The organism is Pseudoprimorskyibacter insulae (assembly GCF_900302505.1).
In the GTDB taxonomy this organism is placed as follows: Bacteria; Pseudomonadota; Alphaproteobacteria; order Rhodobacterales; family Rhodobacteraceae; genus Pseudoprimorskyibacter; species Pseudoprimorskyibacter insulae.
On sequence record NZ_OMOJ01000002.1, the window covers coordinates 274,993 to 292,023 of the forward strand.

Below are 17,031 nucleotides of genomic sequence, written 5' to 3' on the forward strand. Positions count from 1 at the left end.
GATCAATCACCGTCCAATGCGTTGAACCCAGCGCTCAGGCCCATGGGCAGGCCGATTTCGTCGCTGATGACGGAAACGACGGTTTGAACCTGATGTTGTAGAACTTCGACCCGGAAACGGCCTGACACATCGGCAACGCCTTCGAAGGTCGGGTCTTCAAGCGCGTTCGCCATCTCCAGCGCTTGGTCATAGGCCAGTGCGGTGTCGGGGGCGGGTTGGGCGCTCAGGGCGAAGGCCAGATCGCGGGTTGCCTCAAGGCTGAGGACGACGTTGCGCAGGCTGCGGCCAGAGCGCCGGGCCTCGGCCATTGTGGGGCGGGGGCGGTCAAAGGTGCCCAAGGGGCGGCCAAGACGTTGGTCCTTGGTGAATTCCAGCCCCGTCATCAGCGAGGTGTAGATCGCGCCCAGCACTTCTTGGTTCGACAGAAAGCGCATGTTGCCGGGCGCGCCCGCCGTGCGCATCTGGTCGGCAAAGGCGGGCCATTCGGCAACCATTTCGTCGGCGCTATCGGCCAAGGCGCGGGCGGCGGCACGGGTCAGGGCGCAGGCGTAGTCGGGGTTGTCCTGCGGGTCGAACAGCAGACGTTCCAGCGCGAACAGCCCATGGGCCGCGGCAGAGACTTCGGCAAAGCCCTCAGCCGTGTCGATGATCGGGTCTGCATCAGCAATCAGGCGCGACAGGGCCTTGCCCACGCGGTTCTTGGGGTCGGGCCAAAAGGCGATGGCAACCACACGGCCGTCCTCTTCGATCGGGCCGAACTGGATATGGCTGATGCCCATCCACGCATCGAACGCCGCGCCATAGGCCGGGGCCAGCGCCGCCATATCACAGGTGGATGCGGCGGCGTCGGCCAGCGCGTTGGTTTCGGCGGCGAACCTGTCGTAGCCGGGCAGGATATGTTGGTCGATCACCTCATCCACGCCGGCAAAGGCCGTTGCGGGAAGAAGGCAAAGCAGCAGGGCGCGTAGCATCAAAGGCTCTCCAGAAAGCGAATAAGCGCGTCGCGGTCGGGTTTTGGCATATCGATCACGGCTTGGCGATGGGGGGCGGCCTCACCTCCGTGCCACAGAACAGCCTCCAGCAAGGACCGGGCACGCCCATCATGCAGGAAATTGCTGTGGCCGGAAACCTGCTGAGTCAGGCCGATGCCCCAGAGCGGCGGCGTGCGCCATTCCTGACCATCGGCGCGACCATCGGGGCGTTTGTCGGCAAGGCCGGGGCCCATGTCGTGCAGCAGCAGATCGGAATAGGGCCAAATCAGCTGAAAGCTTTGTTCCGGCTGGTCTTCCAGCCGGTGCGTGACGTGTTTGGGCGTGTGGCAGTCGATACAGCCGGTTTCATAGAACACCTGTTTGCCGCGCAGCACTTGGGTGTTGTTCAGATCGCGCCGTGCCGGAACGCCAAGGTTCTGGCTGTAGAAGGTCACGAGGGTCAGGCCGTCGTCGCCGATTTCGGCGTTGTCATGGACCTCGGTCGCGCCATCGGGGGCAGTGCGGCAGGCGGTTTGCGCCTCGGTGCAATCGCCGTAACCTGCGGGGTGCAGCGTGGTTGAAATGCCAATATCGCCCGCAAAGGCCCCGGCGGATTGTTCCCAGATGCTGGGCTTACCCGCCTTCAGGCCAAACCGGCCAAGCATCGGTTGATCGTAAACCGCCGACATGACGATTTGCGCTTTGCCTGAAATCCCGTCGCCATCCGCATCATCGGGATCGGCGTTGGCCAGAATGTCGGCTGCGGGAATCGCCTCTAGCAACCCAAGCCCGATCATTTGCGGCGCGATGCGGGGGCTGATCATCAGGTCATCGCGAAACGCGCCGTAGCCGGGGTTGGTCAGCGTAAAGGTGGGGGTGCGCAGATGGGCAACTTCCCCATCCGAGAGCGCGACCGCCTCCTCAGAGTAAGTGACGTTAACTGTCGCCTCAGCCGGGTGGCCCGCGATGCCAAAGTCCTGAATCTGCCCGCCATAGGTCGGGTCGGGCATGGTGGCAAAGTAGCCTTCGATCTCGGCGGCGGTGGGGGCGGGGACCGATACGCGAATCAACAGCGAAACGGCGCTGTCATCGGCGGTTTCGGGCGGGTGGCCGCGCCCGTCCTTGAGGTGGCAGCGTTGGCAGGACCGCGCGTTATAGAGCGGGCCAAGCCCGTCTGATGCCAGCGTCGAAGAGGGCGAAGACACCCAAAGCTTCTTGAACAGCCCGTTGCCCAGTTTGAAATCCAATTCCCGCTCAAAGCTCATGTTGCCAGAAGCTTGGCTAAAGGCATCGGCATTGGCGCGCGGGCGCACGGTGGCAGCGCCTGCTGAGTTGTCTTCGAACTTTTCAGGCTGGGTGAAGTCCGTTGTCGGGGCGATGACTGACGCGATTCGGGCAGCCTCGGCATCGGTGCGGGGCACGATGTTCAGATGCAGATCGGCGAGCTGTTCTGCGCTGGCGGCCCCGGCAGTCAGGGTCAGGCACAAAATGGCGGTGCGGTGTAGGGTCATATCACGTCCTTTTATCCGACAAAAGAAGTCAGAATACTTTCGCCTACACCGATACTGGGGATCCGCGCAAGACTACGGGATAAAAACTAAGTAAAAAACTCGGGATTGACAAAGCTGACAATTACAGTCAACAAATAGGCCATGCCCAGCCACCCAAGTGGGGAGCCCGGACCAAACGAGCGCAACCAACCGACCGGACAAACCGGCCATAGACAGTCAAAGAGGATTCCATGACGCTCATGACCACTCCGACTCCGGCCCCTGATCAAAGCCCGCTGGCCGCCGCGATCGAGCAATATGACGCTCGCACGCTTATCACCAATGGCACTCAGGCGCAGATCCGGCTGGACGACCAGATTTACACCCTGCGGATCACCCGCGCTGGCAAGTTGATCCTGACCAAATGACCCAGATGACACGTATAGACGCCGGGGGCGTCGCGGTCGGATCCTTGGATCATTTGGCCGGATGGGAAGCGACGTTGGTCACACAATTGCGGTGCTGGTGCGACGGCGATCAGGGGCGGACCACCGTCTTTGACACCTTCGCCCGCTGTTTTGATCCGAATGAGGCCGAACGCGCCTTTGCCGCGTTTGAGGCGCTGGTGACGACGCTGATGCTTCATGCGCATCGGCCCTTGGTGCGTCACTCGGTTCAGTGTTCGTGCCTCGGCGCCGATGAAAGCGTTTTCATCCACTTCATTAGGCTGGCCGAGGCCGGGCAGTTCAACGACGCCACCTTGGTCGCGACGTTGATGATTGGTGCGACCTATGCCGAACACTTGACCCTGATCGCGGGCGAGGTGGGCCACACCGCGCGCCAGATGTCGCAGTACATTTCTACCCCAATCAGCCGCGCCTGCCCCTCCGCTGCGCTGCTGCACTAACCAACCAAAAAGGACGAGACAATGAAGACCCTGACCCTTGCCGTTAGCATGACGGCTTTGGCCGCAGCCCCGGCATTGGCCGACAAAGCCGCCGTGCTGGACACCTATGCCGATATCGCGCAGGCCGCCTATGAGGACAGCCTGACCACCGCGACGGCATTGCAGACCGCTGTGGATGCCCTGATCGCCGCGCCCTCTGCCGAAGCGCTGCAAGCGGCCAAGACCGCATGGCTTCAGGCGCGTGTGCCCTATCAGCAGACCGAAGTGTTCCGTTTCGGCAATGCAATCGTCGATGATTGGGAAGGCAAGGTAAATGCCTGGCCGCTGGATGAAGGTCTGATCGACTATGTGGATGCGGCCTATGGCGGCGCGACGGACGAAAACCAATACGCCGTTCTGAACGTGGTCGCGACGCCCGAATTCACCCTGTCGGGTGAAACCGTTGATGCAAACGACATCACGCCGGAACTGCTGGCCAGCACATTGCACGAAGCCGACGCGGTCGAAAGCAACGTTGCCACCGGCTACCACGCGATTGAGTTCATGCTTTGGGGGCAGGATCTGAACGGTCACGCAGCCGGCGCGGGCAGCCGTCCTTGGACAGACTACGCCGGGGGCGACGCCTGCACGAACGGCAACTGTGATCGTCGCGGCGCTTACCTGAAAGCGGCGACCGATCTGCTGGTGTCCGATCTGGAATGGATGGCCGCTCAGTGGGTGGATGGCGGCGACGCCCGCACCGCGCTGACGGAAAACGAAACCGCCGGGATCGCGACCATTCTGACCGGCATGGGTTCGCTGTCCTATGGCGAACAAGCGGGCGAGCGCATGAAGCTGGGCGTGATGCTGAACGACCCCGAGGAAGAGCATGACTGCTTCTCGGACAACACGCACAACAGCCACTACTACGATGCGCTTGGCATTCGGAACGTCTATGTGGGTGAGTATATCCGCGTTGACGGGTCGATTGTGTCCGGCACTTCGCTTTCGTCGCTGGTTGCCGCTGCGGATGCAGGCGTCGATGCCGAGCTGACCAACAAGCTGAACGCAACGATGATCGAGATGTCGCAGATGAAATCGGCGGCCGAGGCGGGCTTCAGCTATGACATGATGCTGGAGCGTGGCAACAAGGAAGGCGAAGCGCTGATTATGGCGGCGGTTGACGCCCTGATCGATCAGACCCGGTCGATTGAGCGTGCGGTTGCCGTGCTGGGGGCCGATCAGATCGAATTCGAAGGATCGGACAGCCTCGATAATCCGGGCGCAGTGTTCGAATAATCTGACAAGGGTCGCCTTCGGGCGGCCCTTTCGCTGCGTCCCGGTGGTGTGACGCAGCGTTGCCCGGTGACAGGCGGGCAGGGATGGTATGTGCTGCCCTCCAATTATGGGAGGCCGCACATGTCGCATTATCCGCATCTTCTTGCCCCGCTGGACCTTGGGTTCACCACGCTGAAAAACCGCGTGTTGATGGGGTCAATGCACACCGGACTTGAGGAAACCAAGGATTGGAACCGCGTGGGCGAATTCTATGCCGCGCGGGCCAAGGGCGGGGCTGCCCTGATCGTAACCGGCGGCATGGCCCCCAACCGTGAAGGCGGCGTATTCCCCGGTGCGGCGGGGCTGTTCACCGATCAGGACATTGCCAACCACAAGGTCGTGACGGACCGCGTGCACGAAGCGGGCGGCAAGATCGCGATGCAGATCCTGCACGCAGGCCGCTATGCCTATGGTCCCGATTGTGTGTCGGCCAGCCCGGTGAAATCCCCCATCTCGCCCTTCCCGCCGAAAGAGCTGGATGAAGAGGGCATCGAAAAGCAGATCGCGGATATCGTGACTGCTGCGGTGCGTGCCCAAGAGGCGGGCTATGATGGCGTCGAGGTCATGGGGTCTGAGGGGTATTTCCTGAACCAGTTCATCGTCACCCATACCAACAAGCGCACGGATCGCTGGGGCGGCAGCTATGAGAACCGCATCCGTCTGCCCATCGAAGTTGTCCGCCGTGTGCGTGAAGCCGTGGGTCCGAATTTCATCCTGATTTATCGCCTGTCGATGATTGATCTGGTGCCCAATGGCTCGACCCATGAGGAGGTCGTGAAACTGGCGCAAGAGATTGAAAAGGCAGGCGCGACGATCATCAACACCGGCATTGGCTGGCATGAGGCGCGTATTCCCACCATCGCCACAAGCGTGCCCCGCGCCGCCTTTGCGTGGGTGACGAAAAAGCTGATGGGCAAGGTGGGCATTCCTGTCATCACCTCGAACCGGATCAACACGCCCGACGTGGCCGAAGGCGTTCTGGCCGATGGCTGCGCCGATATGGTCAGCATGGCGCGTCCGTTCCTTGCCGATGCCGATTTCGTCGCCAAGGCGACGGCAGGCCGCGCTGATCTGATCGCGCCTTGTATCGCCTGCAACCAAGCCTGTTTGGATCACACCTTCAGCGGCAAAATCAGCTCCTGCCTTGTGAACCCGCGTGCGTGCTTTGAGACTGAGCTGGCGCTGGAGCCTACCGCGGCACCCAAGACGATTGCCATTGTTGGTGCCGGGCCTGCGGGCCTGTCCACCGCCATCACCGCCGCGCAGCGCGGACATAGCGTGACCGTCTTCGATGCGGCCTTGGAAATTGGCGGCCAGCTGAACATGGCCAAGCAGGTGCCGGGCAAAGAAGAATTCTACGGGCTGGTGGATTGGTTCGCCGCAATGGTCGCTGAAACGGGTGTGACGCTGAAATTGGGTAAGCATGTCTGGGTCGAGGATCTGACCGGCTTTGATGAGGTGATTGTCGCCACCGGCGTGTCGCCGCGCGATCCGCAAATCCCCGGTCAGGTGGAACACGCCGTGAATTACATCGACGTGCTGAGCCACCGCGTTGAGGTGGGCAAGCGCGTGGCCGTGATTGGCGCGGGTGGCATCGGCTTTGACGTGGCCGAATTCCTTGTGCACGAAGGCGATAGCCCGACCGAAAACCTGCCCGATTGGATGCGCGAATGGGGCGTGTCTGACCCGTCCGAAGATCGCAGCGGCTTGGCCCCCGAAGGCCCGCAACCCAGCGCCCCCGCGCGTGAGGTCATCTTGCTGCAACGCAAGGCCGAAAAGCCGGGCAAGCGGCTGGGCAAAACCACGGGCTGGATTCACCGCACGGCGCTTCAGATGAAGAACGTGACGATGAAAGGCGGCGTGAACTACGAACGCATCGACGCCGAGGGGCTGCATGTGACATATGGCGAAGCACGCGAACGGCCCGAAGTGATCCCTTGCGATACGGTCGTTCTATGTGCGGGCCAGCTGTCGAACCGGGCCTTGGCCGATGCGTTGATTGAGGCGGGCGTCACCCCGCATGTGATCGGCGGGGCCGACTTGGCCGCCGAACTGGACGCCAAACGCGCGATCAACCAAGGCGTCCGGTTGGCTGCAACGCTTTAGGCCAGCGCTGGCGGCGGGGCGGAATACAACGTGCGAATGCGGTCCAGCCACGCCTCAATGGTCATAAGCGCCTTGCCTGCGGTCTGCACGGCCACAAGGCGACGGTCGATCGGGCCGTCGCCACTGGCATCCGGCCAGACCGTGCGCCAGATCAGCTCGGACGCATCCGGTGCCATTGATGTTTTGTGAATCCCAAAACTCTCGGGTCCGGGCAAAAGCCCGTTCAGCGCGTCATGCCGTTCTGCCAGAGTCTTGGTGATCTTGCGGATCAGCAAAGGCACCAGAAATTTGCGATCCTCGAGCGCCGGATCGTCGGCATTTTGGGCCAACGCATCCAAGGCGCGGATTTCCTGAAGAAGGCCGGGCGCCTCTAGCCGTTCTTTCATCTGGAAGAACAGAAAGTCAGGCTCCAGCGGAGTGTGTAGGTAGAAGTTCGGGGCCATCGGTAACCATCTCAATCGAAGATGCGACGCCATCGCCGCACACCATGCTCTCAGGTTGAACGGCCGAACCTTAATGAAATGTTTCGGGCCTCGGCGGAGGCCTGCCGAAACCCATGCGAAATGCCGAATTTATGACTCACCTGACCAGTAGTCGCACAACAACTGGGCGATTGGCGAATTCATGTGCAGGGATCAAGCAGCAAACGGTCGTTGCCGCCGGTCAATAGGACATTGCGCACAGCCGTGGGTGGAACGATCTGGCGCGTACTGCCGTCTGAGGCGGAAATCAACGAAACGGACATGGTGTCATCTAGGTTCGGCCCGGCCCCAACCCGGCACCCTTTCACATCAACCGAGAATTGCGCGATGCCGGTCCCGCCAAGTGCATCGCTCCAATCCGCGATCAGGGCTTGCTGCGCTTTCAGGCGTGGCAGATCATCCGGCGCGATGCGAAATTGCACTGTTCCCGCGCCCGCATCCAGCCGTTGCAGAACATAGATTTCGCGGCTGGCGGCATGGGTGTCATTGCGCTGTGCCGCCACCGACAGAACCGCGCCGCCGGGTTGAACATCCAAGCCTTCGGGCAGGGTGGCGCGAACGGTGTAATCGCCCGGATCGGCCTTCAGCGGCGATATATTGGCGATCCGTTCCACGGTGTCGGAACTGATGTAGCTGCACCCCGCCAACAATGCTGCAATTGCGAAAAACCGAAATGTCATGAATGCCTCCCTGCTCAAATGCCTGCCCGAGTCCGATAATGGTCTCGGGCCAAGTGTTGCAGAGATTCCCGGCCAAGGCTACGGATTTGCGCGGCAAGGCCGGGAATGCGCCGTTATGCGCCGTAGGGCACCCAGACGGTCTTGACCTCGGTCGCGGCCTCTAGGAAGGGGCGGCCTTCGCCCTCGGCGGCAAACCAATCCCGCGCTTGGCCGTTGTTGACCCAAGTGCGTTTCAGGTTGCCCGCCGCCGCCTTTTCGATGCTGGCTGAGATGTCAGCGCCCGAGAAGCTCCAGACAGCCTCGATATCCATGTGGCTTGCCATTGGCACGGCCAGATCCTTATGGCTGCCGGTCAGGATGTTCACCACGCCGCCGGGCACGTCAGAGGTGTCCAGGACCTGATAGAAATCCGTCGCCACCAGCGGGAACGGCTCTGACGCCACAAGCACCACGCGGTTGCCCATCGCAATGGCCGGCGCCATGAGCGAGACAAGCCCCAGAAGCGGCGCATCATCCGGGCAGAAAGCCCCGATCACGCCGCAGGGTTCACGCATGGCCAAGGCCACGGTGCGCGAGGGCACGGCGCGGACCTGACCGTCGAACTTATCGGCCCAAGCGGCATAGCTGAACAGGCGGGTAACAGCGGCGTCGACCTCTTTCGCGCCGGTCTTGCCGCCGGTCATCTGGTTGATGCGTGCGGCGAACTCGCCTTCGCGGGCGGCAAGGTTTTCGGCGATGTAATACAGGATCTGCGCCCGCAGATGTGCGGTGCTGCCCGCCCAACTTTTGGCTGCTTGCGCCGCCTCAACGGCATTGCGCACATCCTTCCGGCTGCCGATGGGGGCCTGGCCCAGCAAGGTGCCGGTTTTGCCGTAGATATCCCGCGCATAGCCGCCGTCCGGGCGGGCCTGCTTTCCACCGATATACAGCTTGGCGGTGCGGTCCACGGGTTGCGGCTCGGTCTGGTCGCCCTTGAACGGGGCAATGGGTTTCAGCGCTTTGGGCTTGGCTGCGGATTTGGTGTAGGCGGTCAGCCCCTCCCATCCGCCTTCACGGCCAAACCCGCTTTCGCGCACACCGCCAAAGCCCGCTGCGGCGTCGAACATGTTGGTGCCGTTCACCCAGACAACGCCCGCGACCAGTTTGGGCGCGACGTCCAAAGCGACATTGATGTTTTCCGACCAAACAGAGGCCGCAAGCCCGTAGCGCGTGTTGTTCGCCACGTCGATCGCCTCGGACGGGGTGCGGAAGGTGGTGGCACACAGAACGGGGCCAAAGATTTCTTCCTGCATCAGCGTGTCGGCGGGGTGCAGGCCGGTGATCAGCGTCGGCGGGTAATAGCACCCGGCCTCGGGCAGCGGGCAGGGCGCTTGGAACACCTCGCCGTTTGATCCTGCGACCATGCCGCGAATACGTTCAAGCTGTACGGGGTCCACCACCGCGCCCACGTCAATCGACTTGTCCAGCGGATCGCCAATGCGCAGCGTTTCCATCCGGCGCTTCAGCTTGGTCAGGAACGCATCGGCGACGCCCTCTTGCACCAGCAAGCGCGACCCGGCGCAGCAAACCTGCCCCTGATTGAACCAGATCGCATCAACCAGACCTTCGACCGCGCTATCAAGATCGGCGTCGTCAAACACGATGTAGGGGCTTTTCCCGCCCAGCTCCAACGTCAGGGCCTTGCCGCTGCCAGCGGTCGCTTCGCGGATCTTGCGGCCCACCTCGGTTGAGCCGGTAAAGGCGATCTTGTCCACGTCCGAGGCGACGATCATTTCACCCACGGCGCCATCGCCGGTAACGATGTTGACCACGCCGTTCGGCAACCCGGCCTGACGGCACAGATCGGCAAACAGCATCGCGGTGAGCGAGGTAAACTCAGCCGGTTTCAGAACCACCGTGTTGCCCATGGCAAGGGCCGGGGCGACCTTCCACGCCAGCATCAGCAGCGGGAAGTTCCACGGGATGATCTGCCCGCACACCCCCAGCGCCGCACGGCCCGGAAGCTCGGCCTCCATCAGTTGCGCCATGCCCGCGTGATAGTAGAAATGCCGCTGCGCCAGCGGGATATCAATATCGCGGCTTTCGCGGATCGGCTTGCCGTTGTCCAGCGTTTCCAGCACGGCGAACAGGCGGGCGTGTTTCTGCATCAATCGTGCAAGGGCGTAGAGATATCGCGCCCGGCCCGGCCCGCCCAGCTTCTCCCACTTGGGTTGGGCCTTGCGGGCGGCGGCAACGGCGGCCTCCACATCGGCCTTGGTTGCTTGGCTCAGATGGGCCAGCACTTCGCCCGTGGCGGGGTTGCGGCTTTCGAACACCTCGCCGGGCGGGGTGAAGGCCCCGTCGATGAACTGACCAAAGCGGTCGCCCTGATCCACCAGCCACGCCAGCGCATCGGCGGCGCTTTCGGGGGCTTTGCCATAATCCATGGTTTCGTAAATCTCGGAGACGGTCATAGGAACTGCTTTCTCAGGACGAGGAAGATCGAATACAAAAGCCACAGGCCTGCGATCCATCGGATGCTGCGACGGATCAATTCTGTGCGGCGATAGAGGCGGGCGAAATCCGCCAAACCATCGGGCAGGCGGTCGCTTGGTGGCGGGGTGAAGTCAGGCTCAGGGCCCAAAAGGCGGCGCATCGCTGTCGGCAAGTCGCGCACGGCCCGTTTCAGCTTGTTCTGTCGCCATGTCTTGGCCCCAAGCCAAAGGGCAATATAGACGCCGAACAGCAGGATATAGGGGTTGTTCTGCATCCCTTATCCCATCGCATGCCGCCAGTTGGCGGAATAGGCCCCGGTCACTTGATGCTCTAACTGGCGTTCGATATCGCCCAGCAGCGACGACGCGCCAAAGCGGAACATGTCATTGCGCAGCCAACGGTCGCCCAGTTCCTCTTTCATCAGCGACAGGTACACCAGCGCGTCCTTGGCTTTGGAAATGCCGCCTGCAGGCTTGTACCCAACGCGGTATCCGGTGCGGTCATAGTAATCGCGAATGGCACGGATCATCACAAGGCTGACGGGCAGGGTCGCGTTGACGCTTTCCTTGCCGGTCGAGGTTTTGATGAAATCGGCCCCGGCCATCATGCAAATCAGCGACGCGCGGGCGACGTTTTGCAGCGTGCCGAGTTCGCCCGTGGCAAGGATCGCCTTCACATGGGCATCGCCGCAGGCCGCGCGGAAGGCGCGCATTTCGTCATAAAGCCCTTGCCAATTGCCGGTCAGCACATGGCGGCGGGAAATCACGATGTCGATCTCGGCCGCGCCAGCCTTTACGCTTTCCTCGATCTCGGCCACGCGCAGGTGGAACGGCGACAGGCCTGCCGGGAAACCGGTAGACACAGCCGCCACCGGAATGCCCGAGCCTTGAAGCGCGGCAACTGCGGGTTCGACCATGTCGTGGTAGACGCAGACCGCACCTACGGTCAGCCCTTCCATTCCCAGCGCGGCCAACAGATCGGCGCGCACCGGCTGGCGTGCTTTGGCACACAGACGTGCCACGCGGCCCGCCGTGTCATCGCCCGCAAGCGTGGTCAGGTCGATGCAGGATATCGCCCGGCACAGCCACGCGGCTTGGTTGTCTTTCTTCACAGACCGGCGGGCCGGCAAGCTGGCAGCGCGGCGTTCAATTGCAGAACGGTTGGCCCGTGCCTGCATCACCCAGTCAAGATCCAGCGCCATCCCGGGATTGCGCGGCTCAATCGTCTGGGGCAGGTGATGGGTGCCGAGCGCGGTGGCCTCGGTCGTTGTCATCGGGGATCCTCCCTTGAGGTGTTTGCCCTGATTGTGGCCTTGCTTCTGCTGCGCTGCAAGAGGAAGCAGGACAGCGTCGGGCCTAACCCCGCGTCGTCGCGCCTGCGGCCAAGGTGGTCTGTGCGTATTTAAGAAAGAGAAGAAACAGGGGACTCGGAAAAGGAACAAAACGTGAATATACTACCGAGTCACCATGTATGCAGAACTGTCGGCCTTATCCAACTTTACCTTCCTCACCGGGGCATCCCACCCCGAGGAGTATATGGAGCGTGCCTCGCTTCTGGGGATCGGGGCGGTGGCCATTGCCGATGAAAATTCGGTTGCGGGGATCGTGCGGGCCTATACGCAGGGGCGGGTGATTGCCCGCGAATTGCAAGACCGGCAGGATCTTGAGGCAGCGCAGGGCCTGATTGGGCCGCCCTGCCCCAAAGGGCTGGCCCGGCCCGCGCAGATGATCGCGCCGCGCCTTATTCCGGGCGCGCGTTTGGTGCTGGCCTGCGGGATGCAGATGACGGCCTTGGTGGCCACCCGGCAGGGCTGGGCCAGTCTGTGCCGTCTGTTGTCAAAGGGGCGGCTGCGGGCCGCCAAGGGCGATTGCGACCTGCGGCTTGAGGATTTGCTGGAGTTGGCGCCGGGCGGGCTGCGCTTGCTCCTCCACGGGTCGCCACAAGATCAGGCGGGGCCGGGCGGCGCGGGTGGATGGGTGGCAAGGGCGCAACGGGTGGCGCGCCGCTTTGCTGGGCAAACCTATCTGGTGCTGTCGCCCGCCTATGACGGGCAGGATGCGGCGCGGTTTGATCGTGTGGCGGGTTTGGCCGCGCGGCTTGGGGTGCCGACCATCGCCTCGGCCATGCCCATCATGCACCACGGGCGGCGGCGGCGGATGGCGGATGTGCTCTCGGCGGTGCGCTTGGGTTGCCGGGTGGATCAGCTTGGCGTCTCGGCGCTGGCCAATGCCGAACAGCGCCTGCGGTCCGAGGACGAGATGCGCCGTTTGCTTGGTCCCCATGCCGATGCGGTGGATCGCGCGTGGGCCTTGGCCGAGGGGTGCACCTTTTGCCTGTCGTCCCTGCGCTATGAATACCCGTCTGAGATTGCCGAGGGCGAAACCGCGACCGAGCGTTTGGCCCGTTTGGCGCGGGCCGGGCTGAAGTGGCGCTATCCCTATGGTGCCCCCGACAAGGTGCGCGCCATGTTGGAGCATGAGCTGACCTTGATCGGCAAGCTGCGCTATGAGCCCTATTTCCTGACCGTCCGCGATATCGTCGCCTTTGCGCGGGATCGCGGGATTTTGTGCCAGGGGCGTGGGTCGGCGGCCAATTCGGTGGTGTGTTTCTGCCTTGGCGTGACCTCGGTCAGCCCTGAAATCGGCACCATGGTGTTTGAGCGCTTTGTGTCTGAGGCACGGGATGAGCCGCCCGATATCGACGTGGATTTCGAACATGAACGCCGCGAAGAGGTGATCCAGCACATCTATGAGCGCTATGGCCGTCACCGCGCGGGCCTCTGTGCAACTGTGATCCACTATCGCGGCAAGCGCGCCATCCGCGAGGTGGGCGCCGCCATGGGCCTTAGCCAAGATACCATAGGGGCGATGTCATCGCAGCTGTGGGGCTTCTTCAGCGCCAAGGGCCTAGAGGCGCAGCGCATGCGCGAAATCGGCCTTGATCCGAACGACCGCCGTCTGCGCCAGACGATGGAGCTGGTCTATGAAATCATCGGTTTCCCGCGCCATCTGTCCCAGCATGTGGGCGGGTTCATCATCACCGAAGGGCGGTTGGATGAACTGGTGCCGATCGAAAACGCCAGCATGGAGGACCGCACCGTCATCTGCTGGGACAAGGACGATATCGACAGCCTTGGCATCCTCAAGGTCGATGTCCTCAGCCTTGGGATGCTGACCTGCATCCGCAAAAGCTTTGATCTGCTGCGTCTGCATCACGGGCAGGCGCATACGCTGGCCACGCTGCCGCCCGAAGACCCGCGCGTCTATGATATGCTTTGCAAGGCCGATAGCGTGGGGGTGTTTCAGGTCGAAAGCCGGGCGCAGATGAACTTTCTGCCGCGGATGAAACCGCGCTGCTTCTATGATCTGGTGATCGAGGTGGCCATCATCCGCCCCGGCCCGATCCAGGGCGATATGGTCCATCCCTTCATCCGTCGCCGGAACGGCGAAGAACAGGTCAGCTTTCCCTCCGATGCTTTGGGCGAGGTGCTGGGAAAAACGCTGGGCGTGCCGCTGTTCCAGGAGCAAGCGATGCAGATCGCCATCATCGGCGCGGGCTTCACCCCGACCGAGGCGGACCGCTTGCGCCGCTCGCTCGCCACGTTCAAGAAGCACGGCAATGTCAGCGAATTCCGCGAACGGTTCCTACGCGGCATGCGGGCCAATGGCTATGACATGGAGTTTGCCGAACGCTGTTTCAGCCAGATTGAGGGCTTCGGCAGCTACGGCTTTCCCGAAAGCCACGCCGCCAGTTTTGCGCTGCTGGTTTATGCCAGCGCTTGGATCAAATGCCACCATCCGGGGGTTTTCGCCTGCGCTTTGCTGAACTCGCAGCCAATGGGCTTTTACGCCCCTTCGCAGATCGTGCGCGATGCGCGGGAACATGGGGTGACGGTGCTGCCCGTGTCGATCAACGACAGTTTCTGGGACAATGTGATGGAACCGGACGGGCAGGGCGGGCTGGCGCTGCGGCTGGGGTTCCGCCAGATCAAGGGACTGCGCGAAGAAGACGCCACATGGATGACGGCTGCGCGGGGCAACGGCTATCAGACGGTGCGCGATGTCTGGCGCCGGGCAGGCACGCCGCCGCCCGTTCTGGCCCGTCTGGCCGAGGCGGATGTCTTTGCGCCCATGGGCCTGAACCGCCGCGATGCGCTTTGGCAGGCCAAGGCGCTGACGGCCGACAAACCCTTGCCGCTATTTGCAGGCGATATCGACGGAGAGGCGATTGACGAACCCGCCGCCCATCTGCCTGCCATGACCGAGGGCGAAGAGATCGTCGAAGATTACGTCGCCATGCGCCTGACCCTGCGCCGCCACCCGCTGGCGCTGCTGCGTCCTTTGCTGACACCCGAAGGGCCGGAAGGCCGCGCCGCCCTGAGGGCGCGTTAGTCCACGGCGCGGATCAGTTTGCGTTCCAGCACCCGCAGCACGGTTTTCAGATCTGCGCCGCGCTTCAGAACCTGCCCATCAACCCCGATCACCGCGTATTGGCCTTGCTTGCTGCGCAGCTTGGGGCGCTTTTCGATCCGGTAGAGCGGGTTTTCAGCGGTGCGGCGGAACACCGAAAACACCGCCACGTCGCGCAGACTGGAAATGCCGTAGTCGCGCCACTCACCGGCGGCGACCATGCGCCCGTAAAGCGATAGGATCACGGCAAGTTCCGTGCGGTGAAACGCGACCTGCGATGTCTGGCTGCCTGAGGGAAAGGGCGTAATGCTGTTCATAAGAAAACAGTTGCGCCGAATGCGCCTTAAATCAAGAGGTTTGCATCTGGCGCCCCCTTGGATAGCGCCGCCAAAGGCGCGGTTGCCTGCCGATGTGGCGCGTCCCCCCCTGCTTCTTCTCTTTTATAAATACGCACTTCCCGGCCCGCCCCATGCGCAAGCGTTCAGGCAAAGCTTCCCTGACAGAACCAGCCGGACGACAGGGCTGCGCCATGGGCATAATACAGCCACAGCCGATCCCCCTGATCGGTGTCCACCCGCCAATAATCCCGCTGGCCGGTGCGCCAGTCCGGGTCGTCCAGCCACCATTCGGGCGCGATCCGCTCCGGGCCTTCGCAGGCCAGCGCGTCAAAGCTGCGCCCGCGCCACCGGAACTGGGATGGCGGGGCGGGGGTGTCATGGGCCTGAACCGGCTCAGACCGCCACAGCAGCAAGGGCCGGGGCCGCGTGCGTTCGGGCCAGTCTGGCGCGGGTTCTGACCAGGCGGCGGCCAGAACCTGCGCGGATTTCTCGGGCAGGTGGCTTTGCCCCGGATGGCGGCGGGTGATCGCCTCTAGCCCGATCCGCGCGCCAAGCCGCCCGATCAGATCGTCCAGAACATGGGCTTGGGTCTGGCGTTTGCGGGCATCCCCCAGCGCCCCGGCATGGCCGGTCATGGTGCGGGCGTGCAGCGGTTCGTGGCGGATCACCTCAAGGCGCAGCATGTCGATGCCAAAACCGGCCTCTACCTCATCCAGCTTCATCGCCAGCAGGGGGTGAATGCGCTCGGGCGTATCGGCGGGCCGCGCCAGACTGACGGTCAGCCATTGCATCGTGTCGTCACAGCGATAAGCCTCAAGCCGCAGGGTTCGCGCGCCGCGTCCGCGTTGCTTGAGCCGGTCGCACAGGCGGGGCAGCATTTTGTCCAGCGCCGCCAGCAGATCATCCGACAGGCCAATCGGTTCGGGCAGGTTCAGCCGGGCGGCGAAATGGTCGGGTGGGGCGGCAGGGCTGACCGGTTCGGGCGTTGACCCCAGCGCTTGGCCCAGTCGCAGCACCAGATCCTGGCCGAACCGCCGCGCCAGCGCCGCGCGGGGCTGGCCGGTCAGATCACCGATCCGGCGCAGGCCAAGCCGGGCCAGATCTTCGGATGTTTTGGCAGGCAGGCGCAGGGCGGCGACGGGCAGGGGGGCTAGCGCGGCATGGGTTTGCCCCGGCGGGGCGATGCGCCCATGCGGGCCGGGCCGCGCAAATGCCACGGGGGCAGCCCCGCCACGTTCCCAATGCCGCCGCTTGCCCGCACGGGCACGGGTGGCGCGCGCCTCTTGGTCGATGGCATCGCCATTGCGGTGCGATGCGCCCGATTGCCCCGAATACCGCGCCAGCGCCCAAGCCGCGCCCAGCGTATCGGCCACGCCCATCCGCACGGTCAGGCCCAGCCCGGCACAATCGCCATCCACCTCGGCCAAAAGCGCCTCTTCTCCGCCGAACAGATGGGTGCAGCCGGTCAGGTCAATCACCAGAGAGTCGGGGGTCTGCTGGGCAATCCACGGCGAAAACTTCCCGGCCCAGCGGTGCAGAACCCCCAGAAACGCCGCCTCGGCATGGGGGTTGTGCAGGCGTGTCACCAAATTGGCGCACATCGCATGGGCATCGCGCAGCGGCTGGCCCACATGAACCCCCGCGGCAGACGCCACATCCGACACAGAACACACCACCTGCATCTGCCCTGTGTCGCGGACAACGGCAAGCGGTTGATCGGCCAGCAACGGATTGCGGCGGATCAACCGTTCGGCCCCCAGTCGTGGGAACCAGATGGAAAGGATTCGGCGGTTTGGCATCGGAACACTGGCAGATTGTTCTGTATTTGTTCTACTCGAGTCGTATTGCCGGAGTCG

Annotated in this window: 14 protein-coding genes; 5 read left to right on the forward strand and 9 right to left on the reverse strand. The window is 63.2% G+C overall.

Features of this window, described 5'->3' with window-relative positions; all coding sequences use genetic code 11:
* Positions 1–2: 2 nt before the first annotated feature.
* Positions 3–971: an imelysin family protein gene (locus PRI8871_RS06840; RefSeq protein ID WP_108885445.1), complete on the reverse strand. Its 969-nt coding sequence runs from the start codon at positions 969–971 to the stop codon at positions 3–5.
* Positions 971–2,482, reverse strand: coding sequence for a di-heme oxidoreductase family protein (locus PRI8871_RS06845; protein WP_108885446.1), 1,512 nt, complete (start codon positions 2,480–2,482; stop codon positions 971–973). Before PRI8871_RS06845 ends, PRI8871_RS06840 begins: the two co-directional genes overlap by 1 nt.
* Before the next feature lie 230 nt (positions 2,483–2,712).
* Here PRI8871_RS06845 and hemP point away from each other — a divergent pair, with 230 nt between their 5' ends.
* The 4 genes from hemP (at position 2,713) to PRI8871_RS06865 (ending at position 6,791) form a co-directional block, all read left to right on the forward strand.
* Complete coding sequence (gene hemP, locus PRI8871_RS06850; protein WP_108885447.1) at positions 2,713–2,889, forward strand: hemin uptake protein HemP; 177 nt, start codon at positions 2,713–2,715, stop codon at positions 2,887–2,889.
* Between the two features lie 5 nt (positions 2,890–2,894).
* Positions 2,895–3,368 (forward strand): hypothetical protein, encoded by a 474-nt coding sequence (locus PRI8871_RS06855; RefSeq protein ID WP_108885448.1) that lies wholly within the window; start codon positions 2,895–2,897, stop codon positions 3,366–3,368.
* A gap of 21 nt (positions 3,369–3,389) precedes the next feature.
* On the forward strand, positions 3,390–4,646 hold the full coding sequence (locus tag PRI8871_RS06860; RefSeq protein ID WP_108885449.1) for an imelysin family protein: 1,257 nt from the start codon (positions 3,390–3,392) through the stop codon (positions 4,644–4,646).
* Positions 4,647–4,766: 120 nt separating this feature from the next.
* Positions 4,767–6,791, forward strand: coding sequence for an NADPH-dependent 2,4-dienoyl-CoA reductase (locus tag PRI8871_RS06865; RefSeq protein ID WP_108885450.1), 2,025 nt, complete (start codon positions 4,767–4,769; stop codon positions 6,789–6,791).
* Here PRI8871_RS06865 and PRI8871_RS06870 read toward each other — a convergent pair.
* The 5 genes from PRI8871_RS06870 to deoC all read right to left on the reverse strand — a co-directional run bounded on the left by PRI8871_RS06870 (position 6,788) and on the right by deoC (position 11,701).
* On the reverse strand, positions 6,788–7,234 hold the full coding sequence (locus PRI8871_RS06870) for a hypothetical protein (RefSeq protein WP_108885451.1): 447 nt from the start codon (positions 7,232–7,234) through the stop codon (positions 6,788–6,790). The two genes, PRI8871_RS06865 and PRI8871_RS06870, sit on opposite strands and share 4 nt — an antisense overlap.
* 179 nt (positions 7,235–7,413) lie before the next feature.
* Complete coding sequence (locus PRI8871_RS06875) at positions 7,414–7,953, reverse strand: hypothetical protein (protein WP_108885452.1); 540 nt, start codon at positions 7,951–7,953, stop codon at positions 7,414–7,416.
* A 113-nt stretch (positions 7,954–8,066) separates the two neighbouring features.
* The gene (locus PRI8871_RS06880) at positions 8,067–10,406 is read right to left on the reverse strand and encodes an aldehyde dehydrogenase family protein (RefSeq protein WP_108885453.1); all 2,340 of its coding nucleotides are present in this window, start codon (positions 10,404–10,406) and stop codon (positions 8,067–8,069) included.
* Positions 10,403–10,702, reverse strand: coding sequence for a hypothetical protein (locus PRI8871_RS06885; protein WP_108885454.1), 300 nt, complete (start codon positions 10,700–10,702; stop codon positions 10,403–10,405). The genes PRI8871_RS06880 and PRI8871_RS06885 overlap by 4 nt, the downstream gene beginning before the upstream one ends.
* Before the next feature lie 3 nt (positions 10,703–10,705).
* Positions 10,706–11,701 (reverse strand): deoxyribose-phosphate aldolase, encoded by a 996-nt coding sequence (deoC, locus tag PRI8871_RS06890; protein ID WP_108885455.1) that lies wholly within the window; start codon positions 11,699–11,701, stop codon positions 10,706–10,708.
* Positions 11,702–11,894: 193 nt separating this feature from the next.
* Here deoC and PRI8871_RS06895 point away from each other — a divergent pair, with 193 nt between their 5' ends.
* Positions 11,895–14,819, forward strand: a complete 2,925-nt coding sequence (locus PRI8871_RS06895) for an error-prone DNA polymerase (protein ID WP_108885456.1) — start codon at positions 11,895–11,897, stop codon at positions 14,817–14,819.
* On the opposite strand, the gene PRI8871_RS06900 is transcribed toward PRI8871_RS06895, so the two are convergent.
* Both PRI8871_RS06900 and PRI8871_RS06905 read right to left on the reverse strand, forming a co-directional pair.
* The gene (locus PRI8871_RS06900; protein WP_108885457.1) at positions 14,816–15,154 is read right to left on the reverse strand and encodes a DUF2794 domain-containing protein; all 339 of its coding nucleotides are present in this window, start codon (positions 15,152–15,154) and stop codon (positions 14,816–14,818) included. The genes PRI8871_RS06895 and PRI8871_RS06900 overlap by 4 nt on opposite strands.
* 164 nt (positions 15,155–15,318) lie before the next feature.
* The gene (locus PRI8871_RS06905; RefSeq protein ID WP_108885458.1) at positions 15,319–16,974 is read right to left on the reverse strand and encodes a Y-family DNA polymerase; all 1,656 of its coding nucleotides are present in this window, start codon (positions 16,972–16,974) and stop codon (positions 15,319–15,321) included.
* Between the last annotated feature and the right edge of the window lie 57 nt (positions 16,975–17,031).

What these genes read in the sequence shown, in the direction of transcription:
- PRI8871_RS06875 (WP_108885452.1), bottom strand. Translation starts at nt 7,953, where the DNA reads ATGACATTTCGGTTTTTCGCAATTGCAGCATTGTTGGCGGGGTGCAGC.
- PRI8871_RS06905 (WP_108885458.1), bottom strand. Translation starts at nt 16,974, where the DNA reads ATGCCAAACCGCCGAATCCTTTCCATCTGGTTCCCACGACTGGGGGCC.
- PRI8871_RS06845 (WP_108885446.1), bottom strand. Translation starts at nt 2,482, where the DNA reads ATGACCCTACACCGCACCGCCATTTTGTGCCTGACCCTGACTGCCGGG.
- PRI8871_RS06840 (WP_108885445.1), bottom strand. Translation starts at nt 971, where the DNA reads ATGCTACGCGCCCTGCTGCTTTGCCTTCTTCCCGCAACGGCCTTTGCC.
- PRI8871_RS06860 (WP_108885449.1), top strand. Translation starts at nt 3,390, where the DNA reads ATGAAGACCCTGACCCTTGCCGTTAGCATGACGGCTTTGGCCGCAGCC.
- PRI8871_RS06865 (WP_108885450.1), top strand. Translation starts at nt 4,767, where the DNA reads ATGTCGCATTATCCGCATCTTCTTGCCCCGCTGGACCTTGGGTTCACC.
- hemP (WP_108885447.1), top strand. Translation starts at nt 2,713, where the DNA reads ATGACGCTCATGACCACTCCGACTCCGGCCCCTGATCAAAGCCCGCTG.
- PRI8871_RS06895 (WP_108885456.1), top strand. Translation starts at nt 11,895, where the DNA reads ATGTATGCAGAACTGTCGGCCTTATCCAACTTTACCTTCCTCACCGGG.
- PRI8871_RS06880 (WP_108885453.1), bottom strand. Translation starts at nt 10,406, where the DNA reads ATGACCGTCTCCGAGATTTACGAAACCATGGATTATGGCAAAGCCCCC.
- PRI8871_RS06855 (WP_108885448.1), top strand. Translation starts at nt 2,895, where the DNA reads ATGACACGTATAGACGCCGGGGGCGTCGCGGTCGGATCCTTGGATCAT.
- PRI8871_RS06885 (WP_108885454.1), bottom strand. Translation starts at nt 10,702, where the DNA reads ATGCAGAACAACCCCTATATCCTGCTGTTCGGCGTCTATATTGCCCTT.
- PRI8871_RS06900 (WP_108885457.1), bottom strand. Translation starts at nt 15,154, where the DNA reads ATGAACAGCATTACGCCCTTTCCCTCAGGCAGCCAGACATCGCAGGTC.
- PRI8871_RS06870 (WP_108885451.1), bottom strand. Translation starts at nt 7,234, where the DNA reads ATGGCCCCGAACTTCTACCTACACACTCCGCTGGAGCCTGACTTTCTG.
- deoC (WP_108885455.1), bottom strand. Translation starts at nt 11,701, where the DNA reads ATGACAACGACCGAGGCCACCGCGCTCGGCACCCATCACCTGCCCCAG.